The organism is Nocardia sp. PE-7, from assembly GCF_030486425.1.
Lineage (GTDB): Bacteria > Actinomycetota > Actinomycetes > Mycobacteriales > Mycobacteriaceae > Nocardia > Nocardia salmonicida_A.
On record NZ_CP129614.1, the window covers coordinates 5,880,811 to 5,896,840 of the forward strand.

The following is a 16,030-nucleotide window of genomic DNA, read 5'->3' on the forward strand; positions in this document are numbered from 1 at the left end:
AACGATGGACAACGGTCAGCAACGGGCCGCCCAGCTGAATTAGTGGTGACATAGTGGGGAGCGCCTTGCGGTCCCACTCCCGACGCCGAGCATCACGTGACGCATTGGGATGCCTGATTCCGCCGAGCTCAGCAAGCCTCGCCCGCACCAAGTTTCGGGAAACGCCGAGCGCCCGCGCGGCCTGAATCGGAAGCTGGTCACGGCCGGTCGAGGCGGGCGATACGCGCCAGCACCGACGCTCGGGTCAAGCCGCCGTCGGGGTGGCGATCCAGGTCAGTGCGCTCACGCGCCATCATCGATTTCACTGTGCCGGTGGCGACTCCCAGCATCGCCGCGGCCACCGAGTACGACACCGACTCGGTGTCGTCCCTGCCGACCGAGCGGCCCACCATGCGCCCGACCGGTGTTCGCCACCACACCGGCTCAGGCTCTTCAGGCCAGGCGACGCCAGCGAGGTCGATCACGGTCTGCGCGGCGACCTCATCATCGTCGCTACACAGCGACGCCGCCAGGGTGGGGGCGATCTCGGCGATGCGTTCTCGCGTCATAGCGGCGAGGTCGAGAGCTCCGATCGCTTCGAGCGCTCCGACGATGTAGTTGTCCAGGGCACCTGCCAGCTGGTCGGCGACGGCGGCGGTATTGCTATCGGTCATCGAGAACACTCCTTGACGGTAGAGGCAGAACCGACCCAGAGATCACGGGCAACCGGGGCAACCACACAACGGTATGCAACCACAAATCGGTTGGCAACCATTCAGCGGTTGCATTGTGGCTGGATGCCGCGCGCCGTGTTGACCCGTCCCGTCAGCCACCGCGTGGCACATCCGATCGCCGCAATGTCCTGACCATCAACACCCCGAACGATGGGACCAGCCATGCAGCCTGCATCACCACGATCTACCCGAACTCAGCCGACTACGAGCGAAGACGTGCGCATGGACCGTGCGCACGTCTTCTTCTGGACCGAGCTCTGCATCGCCGCCGGAGTCAGCGTGGTCGGCAACGCAACCCAAGCCGTCCTCCATACGACCGTCTTGCCAGCAGTCGCGGCCACCGTCGCTGTCATCCCGCCCCTGGCCTTGCTGGCCGCGGTGCACGGCGTCGCCCTGCTCACCCGTGCGCACACCGCCTCCCCTACTGCGCGACGCGCTGCGACCGCGCTGACCGTGGTCATCGCCGGTGGCGCGTTCTGGCTGTCGTTCACCGCGCTGCGCGCTTTGGCGATCACCGCAGGTGTGCCCGCCGCCGAAGCATGGCTTTGGCCGCTCATAGTGGAGGGGAGCATGACGCAAAGTTCTCTGGCCCTGTTGACGTTGGCTCACACTCAGCAGCCTGACACCGACACCGAGTCGGTAACTCCAGCCCCAGCACCACAGCCCACACCCGAACTACCCGAATCTCGCAGCGCCGTCACACTACCGGCTCCACAGCCAGCCGCCACCGAGCCCATCGAGGACGCCGCCGCCGAACAACCTGCGGACAAACGCCCCGACCTCGACGTGTTGGCAGCATTGATCTGCGAACAAGATCCCGGCGGGCGGCGCGATCGCGGCACTGTCACCACAGTTCTCACACACCGCTATGTCGACGAGTGGAATGCCAGTCGTATCTCTCGCGAGCTCGAATGTAGCCGCTCGGCGGTCAGCCGTATCCTGCGCGACGCCGAGCGGTTGCGTGCGCACGCAGCCACCGACCGTGCACACGCCGAGGTTGGGCCGCCGACTGTGCGTGCGCACCCTGACAGCGATCGTGCGCACGGAGAACACCTATGACGGGTTGGGCCAGACAATGTTTCAACATGCGCACACCCCGCCCGAAACTATGCCGATGTGGGCCAGGACACATCGACAGTTTGAGGCCATCCGGTGTTGGATCGATGCACGGTTCGTTGCCTGGCACCACTTCTCGTGTACTAACTCCAGCGAAACCCACGTCCTTGGGGGACCAGTGAACTTCGATATCAGCTGCCCGCAATGCCAAAGTATCGACTTGGTCCAGAGCGTGCCCGCCGCCATGTCGGAGGGAACGCACAGCGGCTACAGCACCGGCATGCATGCCGGGTTCGGCGTCGCCCCGGGAGGAATTGTCCCCATCATCGGTACCTCTACCCACGAGTTCAGCCACAGCTCCGCCCTAGCCAGAAGCTTGGCGTGGCGACCAGTTCTGCCATCGGCGGGCCCGCTGTCCGCCCTAGGCACGGTCCTGATGTTCTTCGTCCTGATCATGTTCGGCTTCTGCAGTATCGGGTTGACCATGGATCCGTTGCCATCCAATCCGATCCGGATGATGGCCTCGCTGCTGGGCCTCTATCTGTTTCCAATCGTGCTGTCTATCCCGGTTGTAGCGATCTTGACCGTCGCGTTCAAGCGTGCCCGCCGCAACGGCAAGGTCGATGCCGGGCACAACCGCGCGCGCGGTGTCTGGAGCCACGCCTACTACTGCCACCGATGCGGTGTCGCCTACTGGCCCTACCCAACAGAACCCGGCATCCCCTACCGGGTCGCCCTCGCACCAAGCCAATTCCGTTGGCATGTCTGGAACACCGGCGGCTACGCCAAACTCTGACCGTCCGAATCCTCAGCGTTTGGCATGACCTGCGGTTCCCTCTGAGCCTCTGGCCGTCCAGGTTCCTGGGCCAATCCGGGGAGTCGACCGCGATCACGCAGCTCAGGATTGTTCGCTGCCCTGTCGGAGGCTCGGGCCGAGGCCATCAGTTGTCGCACTTGTTTGTTGGTCAATTCGAGCAGTTCACCGATGCTGTCATCGGACTCCCCCAAGTCGCGTATCGCCGCCACAGCGCCTGCTTGCTGACCGAGCCATCGAGCAACTTCTGCCTCGTGCTCGCTTTCCAGCTGTTCGATCCGTTTGCGTAGCTCACTAACGCGCTGATCATGTACCCCGGTGCACCGGCGGATCGATCCAGCAGCGCGCAGGTAGACCTGGACCGCGTCCATCATGGCGGCCTCGCGACGTTCGGCTTCGTCACGCCGAACCTTCATCACGTTATGGACCTCGTCCAAACGCCGACTCAATTCGGGATCGCGCTTGGACCGTCGTTGTTTGCCAGTAGGCATCTCAATCTCCTGAGAATGGCCCGACCAGCGGCTCTTCCACTTTCAGACTACGCCTCCGCCAGCGGGGCTTGCCAGTGCTGTGAAGGGAACCACATCTGCCACACCATCTCTCAGTCGAAACGGTGATCCGCTGAATGTCGCACGTTGCGGCGGGTCGGACCCAGCGGTCTTCGCGCCGCACCCCCACATGAGCGTTCACCCGTGGCACCGATTGCACAGAACGGACACCAATGACCGATGCACTCAACAGGATCGAGCTGGCACTCCGCGAGATTGCCGGACCAGAGTTCATCAGGACCCTCACAACGACTCTCACGCAGCAAGACTGGGCCGAAGACGAGATCAGTCGAGCACAACAACGACATCCCGACGTGGCTGACGTGTTGCACCACAGCTTTTCGTTGTTGACCGCGACTCACGAACGAATGGCCACCGAGTTCGTCTACCGAGCCCACGCCCGGGAGCTCATCGAGCGAGTCGCGACCGGATTCTCGACCAAGCCCGGAACCTCGGTTGAGGTCGTGCTGTTGCTGATGCGAGTCAGCCTCGTGACACCGTTGAACACCACCGCGTTCGGCCTGTACTTGCGGATGTGGCGCCAAGCAGGACTGCCCGACCTAGGCGGGCCGATCGAGGACCTGGACGGGCACTACGAAGCCATCAATACCAGCGGGATCGATGACTTCGAAGCCATCGCCCGTCGCAAGCTCGCGAAGCCCTCGCGGGTGCTGACGCTTGTCGCCTGCGAGGGCCGCCACCTCGGCGAACCGGCCGACTGCCGCTTTGCGTCCGCGCGAGCCGCCTGACCTGCGCCTCCGCCTTTTCGTCCTGAATTTTCGCGCCGCATCCCGGGTTTCGGGTGCGGCGTTCGTCGTTTTCCGGAAGGGGTTGTTTGCTGTGCCCGATCTCGATCTGCTCGACCCGTGTGGGATCTGTCGATCCCGTGAGCCCGACATCCACGTCGACGTCGACGGCGGACGCGTCTGCCAACGCTGCGTGCTGACCTGCGCGCAGTGCTACCGCTGCGGTACCCGCTCGATCGCCCTCACCGACACCGCCGAAGCAGGACAGCTGTGTTCGATCTGCGTGTCCAGGTTGCACCCGTGCGCGTCCTGCTCGGAAGCCACGTTCACCCGGTTGCCCGTCGACACCGGTGGGTTCGTGTGCGGGATCTGCGCACACCAGCTCTACGACCAGTGCTTCCAATGCGAGCGGTACACCCTGCACAGCCGCTACGTCGTCGGCAACCAACGCGCCTGCCCCGCCTGCGCACAGTTGCAGCGGTCGTGCCGGGACTGCGGCACGCTGATCGCCGGGCGCCGCGGCTGCGATCGTTGCGCTGATCCGCACGCGCTGTGGAACTACTCCTACCGTCCCGATCCGATCTTCCACGGCACCGGGCCGCTGTTCCTCGGGCTGGAACTGGAAGTCATCGTGCCCGACGATCGCTTCGACGACGCGATCGCTACCGCGACCGACGCGCTCGGTTCGCTCGGGTATTTGAAGCGTGATTCCTCGATCCGGCCCTCGGGTTTCGAGATCGTGTGCCACCCGATGACCTACCAATACGCCCTGACCGAGTTCCCCTGGCAGCTCCTCGACAAGCTCGCCCGGATGGGGTGCGAAACCGACGACAGTGTCGGTCTCCATGTCCACGCTTCCCGGACCGGGTTCACCGGGCCCGCCCACATCTACCGGTGGATGAAATTGGTCTATCGCAACCAGGACCAGGTCTCGATGTTGGCCCGACGCGTCAGCCGCTACGCCCCCTTTGAACCCAACACCCGCGCTCGGGCGAAATACCTCGCGAAAGGCTGCCGCAACGCGGTCGGGTTGCCGCGGTATCAGGCGATCAACCCCCACCCCCGCGACACCCTCGAACTGCGGGTTTTCGCCAGCTCTCTCGAAACCCGCGCGGTGCAGGCGGCATTGGCGTTCACCGAGGCCTCGATCCGCTACACCGCCGACCTCACCATCCCCCAGATCCACGCCGGCGGGTGGAACTGGGACCGGTTCACCGACTGGCTGACCCGCCGGCTCGAATACGCGCCCTTGGTCGCCGAACTCGCCGACTTGACCAACCTTGCTGACGAACAGGAGGTCGTGCTGTGTGCCTCTTAACTTTCATCCCGGCCTCCGTGGCCCCCGACCCAACCGCGTTGCGCCATGGTGCCGAGTCCAACCCGCACGGGCACGGGTTCGCGGTCATCGCCGGGCCGACGATCGTGACCGGCCACGGCATGAACGCCGATGAGGTGATCGACTTGTTCGCCCGTGTCCGATCCCAGCACCCGAGAGGTCCGGCGCTGTTTCATTCCCGCTATGCCACCCATGGCATCCGGACCGTAGACAACTGCCACCCTTTCCGCCTCGCTGGAGACAAGCGAACGGTTCTCGCGCACAACGGAGTCCTGCCCAAACGCGTCCACCCCGGCCCGTATGACTGGCGATCGGATACGCGCATCGCGGCCGAGGACTACCTGCCGTCTGAGCCGTTCGGGTCGATCGACACCTACCGCGGGTTCCGGGGGCTGGAGTCTTGGTTGGGGTCGTCGAAGATGCTGATCTTCACCGTCGACCCGGCCTTCGATCAGCAGGTGTATCTGTTCGGAGAGCCGAAAGGCCAGTGGGACAACGGAATCTGGTACTCCAACACCAGCTACCTGCCATTGAGCCAGCGCTACCCCAAGCGGTATGTCTGCGAGAACTGTGACGACATCGACCTCTACCGGGTGAGTCGCTACTGCACCAAGTGCGGGTGGTGCTTCGCCTGCGAGAACCGGTTCCCGCACTGCGAATGCCGCCAACCCCGCGCCCGCAGCACCCGCCACCGCGCCCTCAACCGGCCGCTCGCTTTGCCCGCGGCGCGCCCGCCGACCACACCGAGCACCTAACACACCTGCCCCACAGCTGGTTTCACCTCTGCCTGCACCCGTCGGTGCGGGCTTTCGTCGTTTTCAGGGAAGGAATTCGATGCCCACCGCTGTCATGGTCGACCTCGCCGAATGCGAGGCCTGTTCCGCTCCACACCCGCTCTCGGAGTTGGTCGAGACCGCTGAGGACGACCGGCTCTGCTCGGGTTGCGTCGCCGATCTCGAGCTGTGCGCGGGCTGCGACCTGCCCGCCCAGGACACCGCGTTGACCACAAATGACGACTACCGGTGTGCCGGTTGCCGATCGGCTTTCAGTGTCTGCGACGACTGCGACCGCTACACCCGCTACAACATCGCGGTCATCTCCGGTGGTGATGTGTGCGAGTCCTGCGCGCTGGAGTACTCCACCTGCGACGACTGCAACTTCGCTGTTGCCGAACCCGTCTCGATCAACGACGAACGCGACGTCTGCGCGGACTGCCGCCAGGACTACCGCGAGTGCGACCGGTGCGAGACCCTCATCCGCGGCCGCGAGGACTATTGCGAGGACTGCTACCGACCCGACCATGCACTGGTCCACGACTCCGAGTACACCCCGCGCCCCATCTTCCACGGCAGCGGCCCGCTGTTCCTGGGCCTCGAGCTCGAACTCCGCACCACGGCGCACGGTTTCGACGACTCGGTCGAGACCGCGAACGACCAGCTCGGGCGTTTGGCCTACCTCAAGCACGACGGCTCGATCAGCTGCGGATTCGAGCTGGTCACCCACCCGATGAGTTTCGACTACGCGATCACCGAGTTTCCGTGGTCGGTGCTGTCGCGGTTGCGGTTGCTGGGCTGCTACACCGACGACGAGGTCGGAATCCACGTCCATCTGTCCCGGGCCGGGTTCGACTCCCCTGCCCACATCTACCGCTGGCTCAAACTCGTTTACCGGAACGAGGACGAGGTCACCATGCTCGCGCGCCGACACGATTCGCAATGGGCGGGCTTTCATCCCGACATCCGCGCCAAAGCCAAGGAACTCGCGCATGGTGGCCGTGGATGGGGCCGCTATCACGCCATCAACACCCGCCCTCCGCACACCTTCGAGCTGCGGATCTTCGCCAGCTCACTGCAGCGCCAGCAGGTCCAGGCGGCCCTCGGTTTCGCCCACGCCTCCGTGGAGTACACCCGCACCCTGCGCGCCTACGACGTCGCCCGAAACCAGGGCTGGGACTGGGCCACGTTCACCGCGTGGGTCGCCACACGACCGGAGTACGCCGCGCTCACCGCGGAGCTGACCGCGACCGGATCGGGTGTGTCCACCGAATACCACGAGGACCTCGCATGTGCATCCTGACCTTCATCAAACCCGGCATCGTCGCTGACTACGACGCCCTCGCTGCCGGGGCTCTGGCCAATCCGCACGGGCACGGCTGGGCGGTCCACGCCGGGAACCGGCTCGTCGTCGGCCACGGGCTGAATCCAAAGACCACGATCACCGAATTCGCCCAAACCCGAATGCTGTTCCCGGACGGGCCCGCGTTGTTTCACTCCCGCTACGCCACCCACGGCAAACACACCACCGCGAACTGTCACCCCTTCGCTATCGGCGGAGACAAGCGCAGCGTGCTGGCCCACAACGGGATCCTGCCCGAGCATGTCCACCCGCTCCCGGGTGACGATCGCTCCGATACCCGGATCGCGGCCGAGGACTTCCTGCCCCGGTTGCCGTTCGGGTCGCTGGATTCCTGGACCGGACGCACACGGTTCGAACGCTGGCTCGGGACCGACAAGGCCGTGATCCTCACTGTCGATCCCGCCTACAAACACCCCGCCTACATCTTCAACGAACAGGCCGGGCACTGGCGAGACGGGTCCTGGTATTCCAACCACTCCTACGACCTGGGCCGCTTCCCCCAGGGCGTGGTCTTTGACTACGGGTTCGACGACGGCTTCTGCGACAACTGCGGCGCCGAGATCGACGACCCGGACGGCCCGCACTGCCTCTATTGCGGTTACTGCGTGCAGTGCCAGCGGACCTACCCGCGCTGCACGTGCGCCTGCCCCGACGAGTCCGAGCGCTACGCCGACTTCATCGACATCGAACTCGAAACCGCTTGACCCCCAACATCTATCGCTCCGTGTGGAGCTCTGCGGGAAGGAAACCCTCGATGACACATCCCCTGACCATTCCTCCCCTGCGGTATCGGCTGCGCGCCGCCCTCACCCAATTGCGCGGAGCAGGGTCGGCCGCCGATCCCGCCACCGGTTCGCGCGAGTCGACGCTGGTGGTAGCCGCACTGCACGAGGCACGCCACCACAACCGCCCGGTCACGCTCCGCACCCGCGGTGGACACCTGATGCCGCGGTTGAGCGTGGACAACGTCCACAACCGCCACGCCAGCCTGAGTACCGACTCCCGCGAAGCAGTGATCGTGCCGTTGCGGTTCATCGAATCCGTGCAGCAACTACGCCCCACCACCGACGGCGAGCGGGGGCTGTTGTGAGCACCACTGCCCTCGGCGCGGCAGAGCCCTCCCGCTGGACCGCACGCCTGCACCCCATCCCCCAGCTCGCACGGGAAGTGTTGGTCATCGGCTGGCACGCAGCATTCGCCACCACGCCCGCCGCAGGCACACGGGTTGCGGTGTTTCCCGACGTCGAACCCGGCCCCGATCATCTGACGGTGATGGCGTTGGTGCGCATCGAACACGCCACCGCGCTCGACACCATCACCGACGACGGCACCCACGAAACCCAATGGGGTCCAGACCCGTTCGGGATCGCCAAGACCGGCATCAGCTGGCGGCTGGTCCCCGCCCACCGTGACGGGGATGGCCGGTGGGTGATCGCACCAGGGTGGTGGGCCGCCAACGGCGAGGAAGCAGTTCTGTCGAACTCGGTCACCGAGCGCGCGCTCGGCGCACCCACTGTCGTGCCGGTCTATGACCACGACCCCCACACCGGCAAACGCTGGACATCGTGATCACCCACATCGGTGAACTCACCGCGTGGATGCGCGCCCAGATGCCCGCCCTCGACGAAGACCGGCACCTGCCCTGGAACAGCGGCACACCGACCGCCGCGTCGCTGGTCACGCTGATCCACGTCCGCGTCGAAGCCCCGTTCACGCCCGATCGGGCCACCACGGTGGTCCTGGTCGCCCACCCCGCTCCCGCCGACGACACCGAACCGCATGCCGGATCGACAGATTCGAGGACCACTTGCCCAACAATCCCCGCTGCCCCGCCTCACGCTCGGCTGCGGCCGAGCGTGTTCCGATCCCCGCGCGCTTGGCGCATTCTCCGGTCTCGGCGGGACTGGTAGTCCCGTATATCACTCTGGCCCACCGGGATCGGACCCGTCCGATATGGGGTCGGATCGACGCGCAGCGCCTCGGTGAGGTGCTGGACAACAAGCGGTGCCAGGTCTGCGGCGAACCGCTCGACGCGACCCTGGTGCTGATGATCCGCCCTTCGGACTACGTGCGCGGCGTGGCCGTAGAGCCCGGCTTGCATCCTGAATGTGCTTTATACAGTCGGCGTGCGTGCGTGATGCTGGCCGGGCACGTCGACCGCTACAACCCCTCCGGCGGCAGCCCGCTCAACCGGTGCGGTGACCCGCTGTGTCGCTGCCGATTCTGGGCCTCTGTCGAAGACAACGATGCCACGCCGGGCCGTGAGGGCAAACCCGCCGAAGGCTGGTACGAGGCCTGGATCAAGCTCGAGGACTACCGCATTTTCACCGTGCCCGCCGACGAATCCGGGCCCGCCGCCACCGGCATCGCGCTTCGCGGGGTGCCGTTGCTGCGGCTGCGTAAGGTCCGCGATCCCGCACCCGACGGCGCCAACACCGAGTGGATGGACATGCTCGCCAAGATCGTCGCGGCTCGAAGGCTGTGGAACACCCTGGTCGTCGACGAACACCCTGACATCAATTCCTGATTCCCGACCGGTCTGGCGTTGCGCCCGTCACCGTACGGCTTGGCCGTGACCGGTGCGGTCGCGCCGTGTTGGTGACCGAATGGATGGAGAAAGCCGTGACCGACGAACACCGCGCTCGTGACCAGCGGGCCTCGCCAGCACACCGTTCCTACGATCAACGGTGCGCAACATGCCGGGCACCGATCGCGCCATTGCAAGCCGACAAAGCAGTCGGGGTTACCCCGCCCCGGCAGTGGGTCGATCAGAACAACAACGTCCACCAGTTCGACCCGGTCGACCACGAACACTCGCCCTCGCCTCTGTGCTCGTGCGGCCACACCGCCGAGCAATCCACCGGGCGACCCGGCCGGTGTGGCGTCTTCAAGTGCACCTGCACAGACCATCCCGCCCCGGACCTGATTCCGCGGGCCGCGCCGATCGACTGGGCCCAGGTCGGTCAGGACGCCCACGCCCGCGGTGAGCCAGCAGCCCCCGCACTGAACTCCTTTGTGCGCGAGGCGATCGCGGGGATGGCGGTCGGTGGCGGCGCTGCCGAAATCATGCGAACCTTCCTCGACGGATGGAACCAGGCCCAAGCCCTGGCCGACATCGCCACCGCGATGGCGGACAACGCAGAGGTCGCGGCGGCGATCGGCCCGGTCACCACAGCACGATTGATCTCGATCGCGACCGACCTCTATGACACCTACGGCGACCCCGACGACATCCTCAGCACCGGACAACTCGACACCCTCGAACGGTTGCGGCTGCACCCGGACCCATCAGACGGGCGATCACCGGCGATACGGCCCTGGGATGTCATCGCGATCGCCGTCACAGCGATGGAGCTCGCCGACCAGCACGGACTTCGCGACGCGTCGCTGTAGGAGGTGATCGACTGCGCATACCTCCACATCCACGCCGGCCCACGCCACTGACCCGATCACCAACTGGATCCGTCGGCGATCCGACCGACAGATGGTGAGCCACGCTCACCTGCATCCACATGTTGTGGATAACTCTGTGGACAACCACAACACCTTCGACCCTGAACCTCATTATCGAAAGTTTGTTCGAATACGAGTAACGTGCCGAACATGACCCCGACGCCGCCACCGGAATGGACCGCAGCCACCCTGGCCACGGTCGGTCGGCAACGCCGCGACGTGACAACGTTCGGTGCGGTCGCGTCCGCCGACCAGATCAATGACGTCCTCGCCCGCATCGACGCGCACATGCAACGACAGTTCCGCGTCGACGGGCTCAATGCGGCGAACCGGCCCTTGAAACCGCCATCGCCGATGGGTTGCCAGAGCTACCGACAGGCCCCACGGTGAACAGCTCGTCGTCGTTGTTCGAGACCTGGCCGCACGACCCGACAGCGCCGATGTGGCGGATCGTCGAGCCCCCGCTGCCGGTCACCGTCGAACTCGGAACCGCGATCGTGACCCGACCGGCGCACTTCGGTGTCAACAAGGTCCGCCTCGGCATCCGCAAAGGCGGCCTACGCCTGACAGATACCACACCTGGCCTCCTCCGAGCTTGGGCCAGGGTCGCGGACGGGACATGGCTGGGGCTCGTGGCTTTCACCGTGCCCACCGGGAACGGTCAGGGGCGTCTCCCAGTCGAACAGTGGTGCCCCGAGCACGCGCTGTCTCCACAGAACCCGTCGACTTCTTCGCGACGCTGATCGGACCCCGCACGCAGGGCGCCGGGCACTCGATGACCAGCCGCGGCGTCAAACAAGAAGCGTCTCAGCGAGTTCGCTGATCCGAGGTAGCCCTCTGTCGTGATCTCGATGGCACCGCGGCCCGATTTCCGAACACCAAGGTCCCGGCCCAGCAGGCAATACTCGCCCCTTCTACAACCGGGACCGCCGCCCTGTGATCAGGACGATGAACAACGGCACCGTGAGATCACTGGGCCAGTCGATCTCGGTCATCTCAGGATCGGCGGTCAGCAGCAACAGCGAGTCGATCTGCCCGGTCTCGGCGTATCGGACGAGCTGGTCCTGCACCACATCCAAAGCCCACCATCCCGCGCCTTTGATCTCGATACCGACCCGATGCCCCTCGTCGTAGGTGGCGACGAAGTCGATCCGACAGCCTTTCGCGGCCGAGGTTCCCTCCGAGAGATCCAGCTCGTGGTCGATGCTGACGTCGTTGTCGACGCCGGCGTCGGCCCACCGCTGCCAGATCAGTTCGTGGAGTTCGTCCTCATCGCAATACCGAAAATCGATGTCCTCGTCGACGAACGGGTCGACGAGGAGTTTGAGGTAGGCGTTCCAGATCGGCGAGGTTTGCGACTGACCTGGCCTCACGCAGTCCCGATGGACGTAGTGCTTGTCGAGATGGTCCGCGCTGTCCCCGCTACCAGCATTGCCGCCCATCGAACTTCCCCCTTGCTGCCGATCCGTCGAACTCCAGCATGCCGTGGGGCACCAACAGAGTTCGCCGCCGCAATGGCGGCTCCGGCGGGCGTACCCCAACCCGCCACTACGCACTTCAATCATCCACCGACAGAAAGGACGACCATGGACATGCACACAGGCGAATTCGAGCTGCGATTCCCACTCAGCCAGGTCAGCACGATCGCCGAACACGCGATGGCCGCGACCGAACATTCCTGGCCCACCTGGGACGACAACAAACCCAACCCGATCCCACCCGCTTTGGCATGGGCCAAAGACCAGGGCACCTACCTACTCTCGAACGGAGTACCACGGCTACTGGCCGACCCCGCCAAACCCGAGGGCTCCTCACAGGTGGTGTACGCGCTCGGCTACGACAGCTACTTCAACTTCACCGACACCGCAGTCGGCGGCGACGACTTCGTCGAATACATCTCCCTCACCGACGAGCAAGACGGCGTCACCTTCATCGAGCTGATCCGCCACCATGCCGCTCACGGGGGATTCCTGCTCCTGAACGTGTTTCCCGGCGGTACCTACTACATCAGTTTCAGCTCGGCCGCCTCACCGTTCAACAAGTAGCCGTCATGTCGAGTCACCGAAACGGACCGAGGAGTATGTCGCGGATTTGCTCCCCCGCCGATCCGGTTAGCTTGTACCCATGAGGTTCGAGGTTGGTGCGCGGGTGCGATTACACCCCAATGGGGCAACGGTGTTCAAGGTGCTCGAAGTCGACTATCAGAGCGATCCGGAACGGGTACTCGTCGAAGCCGTCGACGACACCCCGGGCACATACCCGTGGCCAGCATCGACAGCGTTGATGGTGACCGCCGACGACTGAACCCGGCTCGCGGCGACCGGTCGCCTTCCCGAACCCGCTCGCTACCCGCCGCGGCACCGAACTCGACGACTGGTCCGAAACCCAGATCGCCAGTTCCTGTCCGATGACCTGATCGACCACGCCGAGTCCACGAGCTACATGACCACCAGACTTGCCAACGCGATCGCAGGTGGGAGCTCTGGGCCCTCTCGGCGTTCAGGGCAGACCCCAGTTCGGCTAGCTTCTCCAGACCAACCTGGTCGAGCGGGGACGGCATTGCGGGGACGAAGCACTACATCTGCCGACCGGCGCCCCTGCTAAGCCGTCGGCCCGGGTGCGAATCGGGAAACAGCTCGACCCTCCGCCGACTCCTGAGCAGATCGTGACCAAGGCAGCTGTCGTATCGAGGCCTGCCACGATGCACGTTTTCGGCGGTATCGGGCTCGATCCGATCGATCACCAACGCCACGATCGCAGCCTGCTCAGCGGGGATCGGATCGCCATCATCGGGGACCACGGTAATCAGCGTGGTCGGGTATACGGTTCGTTCGATATGGGGCTGCGGTGGTCCCAGTCGAGTCAGCATCGGGACGTCCAACGCCGGCCAGAAAGCGTATCCTCGGGAGCTGAGGTCGGCTCCTGAGGATGTCGGGGCTGGTTGGAGATCTGTGTCAGGGCAGCGAGGTGACGGTCAGGTCGCCGTCGGCGTACTGGGCGCGCAGTCGCTTCTTGTCGAACTTGCCGACGCTGGTCTTGGGCACCTCGGTGATGAAGGTCCAGCGTTCAGGCAGTTGCCATTTGGCGACTTTGTCGGCCAGGAAGTCGCGCAGCTCGGCAGCCTCGGCGGCGCCGGTCTCGGTCAGCACGACGGCGACCAGTGGCCGCTCGTCCCACTTCTCGTCCGGCACTCCGATGACTGCGGCCTCGGCGACGGCGGGGTGGCCCATGATGGTGTTCTCCAGGTCCACCGAGGAGATCCACTCGCCGCCGGACTTGATGACGTCTTTGGAGCGGTCGACCAGGGTGAGGTAGCCGTTGGGGCTGATCTTGCCGATGTCGCCGGTGCGTAGCCAGCCGTCGTCGAACTTGTCGGAGTCGATCGCGGCGCCGTCGGGGGAATAGTAAGAGGCGGTGATCCATGGTCCGCGAACTTCCAGCTCGCCTAGCGAATCACCGTCGTTGGGCACGACGTTGCCGTCGTCACTGACCAGCCGCGCCTGCACACCGGCGGGGAAACGGCCTTGTGTATAGCGAAATTCCCACTCCTGCTCACCGGTGACACCCGCAGGCGGGTGCGCGACGCTGCCCAGCGGTGAGGTTTCGGTCATGCCCCAAGCCTGCACTATTCGCAAGCCGTGCTGTTTCTGGAAGGCGCGCATCATCGACGGCGGTACCGCCGACCCGCCCACCACCGCGGCGCGCAGGTGCGAGATGTCCTGTGGCCTGGCAGCCAGTCCGGTGAGGACCCCGCCCCAGATGGTTGGCACGGCCGCAGCGAAGGTCGGCTTCTGGTCTGCCATCATCTCCAGCAGCGGTACTGGCTGCAAGAAGCGGTCGGGCATGAGCAGGTTCGCGCCCGCCATCAGCGCGGCGTAGGGCAGACCCCAGGCATTCGCGTGGAACAGGGGCACGATCGCCAGCATGTTGTCTGACTCAGTGCAGCCCATACCCATCGGGGAGGTGACCTGCATCGCGTGCAGCCAGTTGGAGCGGTGCGAATACACCACACCCTTCGGGTCGCCAGTAGTGCCGGAGGTGTAACACATTGCGGCGGCCGACCGCTCATCGATCAGCGGATAGTCGAAGGTGTCGGGCTGGGTAGCGAGCAGTTCGGTGTAGGAGTGCACGTGCACGCCTGCGGGTGCCTGCAATGCCTCGGCGTCGCCGTTGGCGACGATGACGTGGCGAACCGTCTTCAGGTTCGGCAGGTACTGGGCGAACATCGGCACCAGCGAGCCGTCAACGATGACGACCTGATCTTGTGCATGATTGGCCACGTACACCAACTGCTCAGGAAACAACCGGATATTGAGCGCGTGGAGCACCGCGCCCATCGCTGGTACGGCAATGTAAGTGACCATGTGCTCGTTGTTGTTCCACATGAAAGTCGCGACCCGGTCGCCGATTCCGATTCCGAACCCGCGCAGCGCGTTCGCCAGCCTTGCTGCCTCAGAACCCATTTCGCGGTAGGTCATGGTCCGCACGCCGCTACCGGTCCAAGTCGACACTGTGCTGTCGCCTTGGAATGTCGACGCGTACTTCAGTAGCGTCGCGAGCGAAAGCTGCTCGTCCTGCATGGTGCTCAACATCGGTACGGTGTCTCCTCTAGCTATTGATCGCATCTCGTCGTCCTCGGTGCGGTGTGGTGCGGTTAGTCAGCCGAATACCCGCGGCAATTGATGGTTGGTTCGACTGGTGAACTGTCGTCGCCTCCTGCCGAGCAACGCCTCGACGCCTTCTTCGCGGTGGGCGATGTTGGTATAGAACGTCGGCGAGTCGACCCGGTGGGCCTCGAGCGATTGCAGTTGTCTGCTGTGGCGGTACCTCATGTGCCAGGCCGGTGTGGTGTCGACCGGTGGGCGTAGGCACTCGGGTCGAGCAAATCGATCCCGGCCTGCTCTGACGCCCTCGACATGCAGACCAATCATCGCGGTGTCGACATCGTCAGGGTCGTCGAAGACATCCACACGGCTGTCACCCGACATCTGATGAGCAGTACTTGTGTCCGGCGGGGTACACCCTCGCTATTCACGGCGATCACCCGTGTCAAGCGCTGCGTATCGGTCCGGTGCGTCATCTGGCTGACGCACCGGACCGGCTCCTCCTTCTACCTGTTCTGTTCGGTTTCCTGTGCCTTGCACCGCATCTCGGCGGCTAGGGCTGATCCTGTGCGAACCTGGCTCAGCATCTGATCTGTACTTCACGATCGGCTCCCAGCGGTCAGG

At 64.9% G+C, this 16,030-nt stretch carries 20 protein-coding genes; 16 read left to right on the forward strand and 4 right to left on the reverse strand.

Annotation, left to right across the window (positions count from 1 at the left end; all coding sequences use genetic code 11):
* Window positions 1-197: 197 nt before the first annotated feature.
* On the reverse strand, window positions 198-653 hold the full coding sequence (locus QX204_RS27665) for a hypothetical protein (protein ID WP_301903450.1): 456 nt from the start codon (window positions 651-653) through the stop codon (window positions 198-200).
* Window positions 654-935: 282 nt separating this feature from the next.
* Between QX204_RS27665 and QX204_RS27670 the strand changes: the two genes are divergently transcribed.
* Both QX204_RS27670 and QX204_RS27675 read left to right on the forward strand, forming a co-directional pair.
* Window positions 936-1,772, forward strand: coding sequence for a DUF2637 domain-containing protein (locus QX204_RS27670; protein ID WP_301903452.1), 837 nt, complete (start codon window positions 936-938; stop codon window positions 1,770-1,772).
* A 217-nt stretch (window positions 1,773-1,989) separates the two neighbouring features.
* Entirely contained in the window at window positions 1,990-2,565 is a 576-nt protein-coding gene (locus QX204_RS27675) for a hypothetical protein (protein ID WP_301903453.1), read from the forward strand.
* Here the strand turns inward: QX204_RS27675 and QX204_RS27680 are convergent.
* Entirely contained in the window at window positions 2,550-3,074 is a 525-nt protein-coding gene (locus QX204_RS27680) for a hypothetical protein (protein ID WP_301903455.1), read from the reverse strand. The two genes, QX204_RS27675 and QX204_RS27680, sit on opposite strands and share 16 nt — an antisense overlap.
* A 230-nt stretch (window positions 3,075-3,304) precedes the next feature.
* Between QX204_RS27680 and QX204_RS27685 the strand changes: the two genes are divergently transcribed.
* The 12 genes from QX204_RS27685 (at window position 3,305) to QX204_RS27740 (ending at window position 11,545) form a co-directional block, all read left to right on the forward strand.
* Window positions 3,305-3,880 (forward strand): hypothetical protein, encoded by a 576-nt coding sequence (locus QX204_RS27685; RefSeq protein WP_301903456.1) that lies wholly within the window; start codon window positions 3,305-3,307, stop codon window positions 3,878-3,880.
* A gap of 91 nt (window positions 3,881-3,971) precedes the next feature.
* The gene (locus QX204_RS27690; RefSeq protein WP_301903457.1) at window positions 3,972-5,195 is read left to right on the forward strand and encodes a hypothetical protein; all 1,224 of its coding nucleotides are present in this window, start codon (window positions 3,972-3,974) and stop codon (window positions 5,193-5,195) included.
* A gap of 17 nt (window positions 5,196-5,212) precedes the next feature.
* Window positions 5,213-5,968 (forward strand): class II glutamine amidotransferase, encoded by a 756-nt coding sequence (locus QX204_RS27695; protein ID WP_301903458.1) that lies wholly within the window; start codon window positions 5,213-5,215, stop codon window positions 5,966-5,968.
* A gap of 79 nt (window positions 5,969-6,047) precedes the next feature.
* Window positions 6,048-7,289, forward strand: coding sequence for an amidoligase family protein (locus QX204_RS27700; RefSeq protein ID WP_301903459.1), 1,242 nt, complete (start codon window positions 6,048-6,050; stop codon window positions 7,287-7,289).
* Complete coding sequence (locus QX204_RS27705; protein ID WP_301903460.1) at window positions 7,277-8,053, forward strand: class II glutamine amidotransferase; 777 nt, start codon at window positions 7,277-7,279, stop codon at window positions 8,051-8,053. Before QX204_RS27700 ends, QX204_RS27705 begins: the two co-directional genes overlap by 13 nt.
* Before the next feature lie 50 nt (window positions 8,054-8,103).
* A complete protein-coding gene (locus tag QX204_RS27710; RefSeq protein WP_301903461.1) occupies window positions 8,104-8,439 on the forward strand; it encodes a hypothetical protein in 336 nt (111 codons plus the stop codon).
* Entirely contained in the window at window positions 8,436-8,918 is a 483-nt protein-coding gene (locus QX204_RS27715) for a hypothetical protein (protein WP_301903462.1), read from the forward strand. The genes QX204_RS27710 and QX204_RS27715 overlap by 4 nt, the downstream gene beginning before the upstream one ends.
* Window positions 8,915-9,259, forward strand: coding sequence for a hypothetical protein (locus QX204_RS27720; protein WP_062984929.1), 345 nt, complete (start codon window positions 8,915-8,917; stop codon window positions 9,257-9,259). Before QX204_RS27715 ends, QX204_RS27720 begins: the two co-directional genes overlap by 4 nt.
* Entirely contained in the window at window positions 9,226-9,876 is a 651-nt protein-coding gene (locus QX204_RS27725) for a hypothetical protein (RefSeq protein WP_301903463.1), read from the forward strand. Before QX204_RS27720 ends, QX204_RS27725 begins: the two co-directional genes overlap by 34 nt.
* A gap of 95 nt (window positions 9,877-9,971) precedes the next feature.
* Window positions 9,972-10,742, forward strand: a complete 771-nt coding sequence (locus QX204_RS27730) for a hypothetical protein (protein ID WP_301903464.1) — start codon at window positions 9,972-9,974, stop codon at window positions 10,740-10,742.
* Between the two features lie 210 nt (window positions 10,743-10,952).
* Window positions 10,953-11,192: a hypothetical protein gene (locus tag QX204_RS27735; RefSeq protein WP_301903465.1), complete on the forward strand. Its 240-nt coding sequence runs from the start codon at window positions 10,953-10,955 to the stop codon at window positions 11,190-11,192.
* Window positions 11,189-11,545 (forward strand): hypothetical protein, encoded by a 357-nt coding sequence (locus QX204_RS27740; RefSeq protein ID WP_245914567.1) that lies wholly within the window; start codon window positions 11,189-11,191, stop codon window positions 11,543-11,545. Before QX204_RS27735 ends, QX204_RS27740 begins: the two co-directional genes overlap by 4 nt.
* 171 nt (window positions 11,546-11,716) lie before the next feature.
* Here the strand turns inward: QX204_RS27740 and QX204_RS27745 are convergent, their stop codons facing one another.
* Complete coding sequence (locus QX204_RS27745) at window positions 11,717-12,244, reverse strand: hypothetical protein (protein ID WP_301903466.1); 528 nt, start codon at window positions 12,242-12,244, stop codon at window positions 11,717-11,719.
* Window positions 12,245-12,388: 144 nt separating this feature from the next.
* On the opposite strand from QX204_RS27745, the gene QX204_RS27750 reads away from it, so the two are divergent.
* Both QX204_RS27750 and QX204_RS27755 read left to right on the forward strand, forming a co-directional pair.
* Window positions 12,389-12,847 carry a DUF3085 domain-containing protein gene (locus QX204_RS27750; protein WP_301903467.1) on the forward strand — a complete coding sequence of 153 codons (459 nt, stop codon included), beginning with the start codon at window positions 12,389-12,391 and terminating at the stop codon, window positions 12,845-12,847.
* A 79-nt stretch (window positions 12,848-12,926) separates the two neighbouring features.
* Complete coding sequence (locus QX204_RS27755) at window positions 12,927-13,106, forward strand: hypothetical protein (protein ID WP_301903468.1); 180 nt, start codon at window positions 12,927-12,929, stop codon at window positions 13,104-13,106.
* 650 nt (window positions 13,107-13,756) lie between these two features.
* Here QX204_RS27755 and QX204_RS27760 read toward each other — a convergent pair.
* Complete coding sequence (locus QX204_RS27760) at window positions 13,757-15,394, reverse strand: long-chain fatty acid--CoA ligase (protein ID WP_301903469.1); 1,638 nt, start codon at window positions 15,392-15,394, stop codon at window positions 13,757-13,759.
* Window positions 15,395-16,030 lie beyond the last annotated feature (636 nt).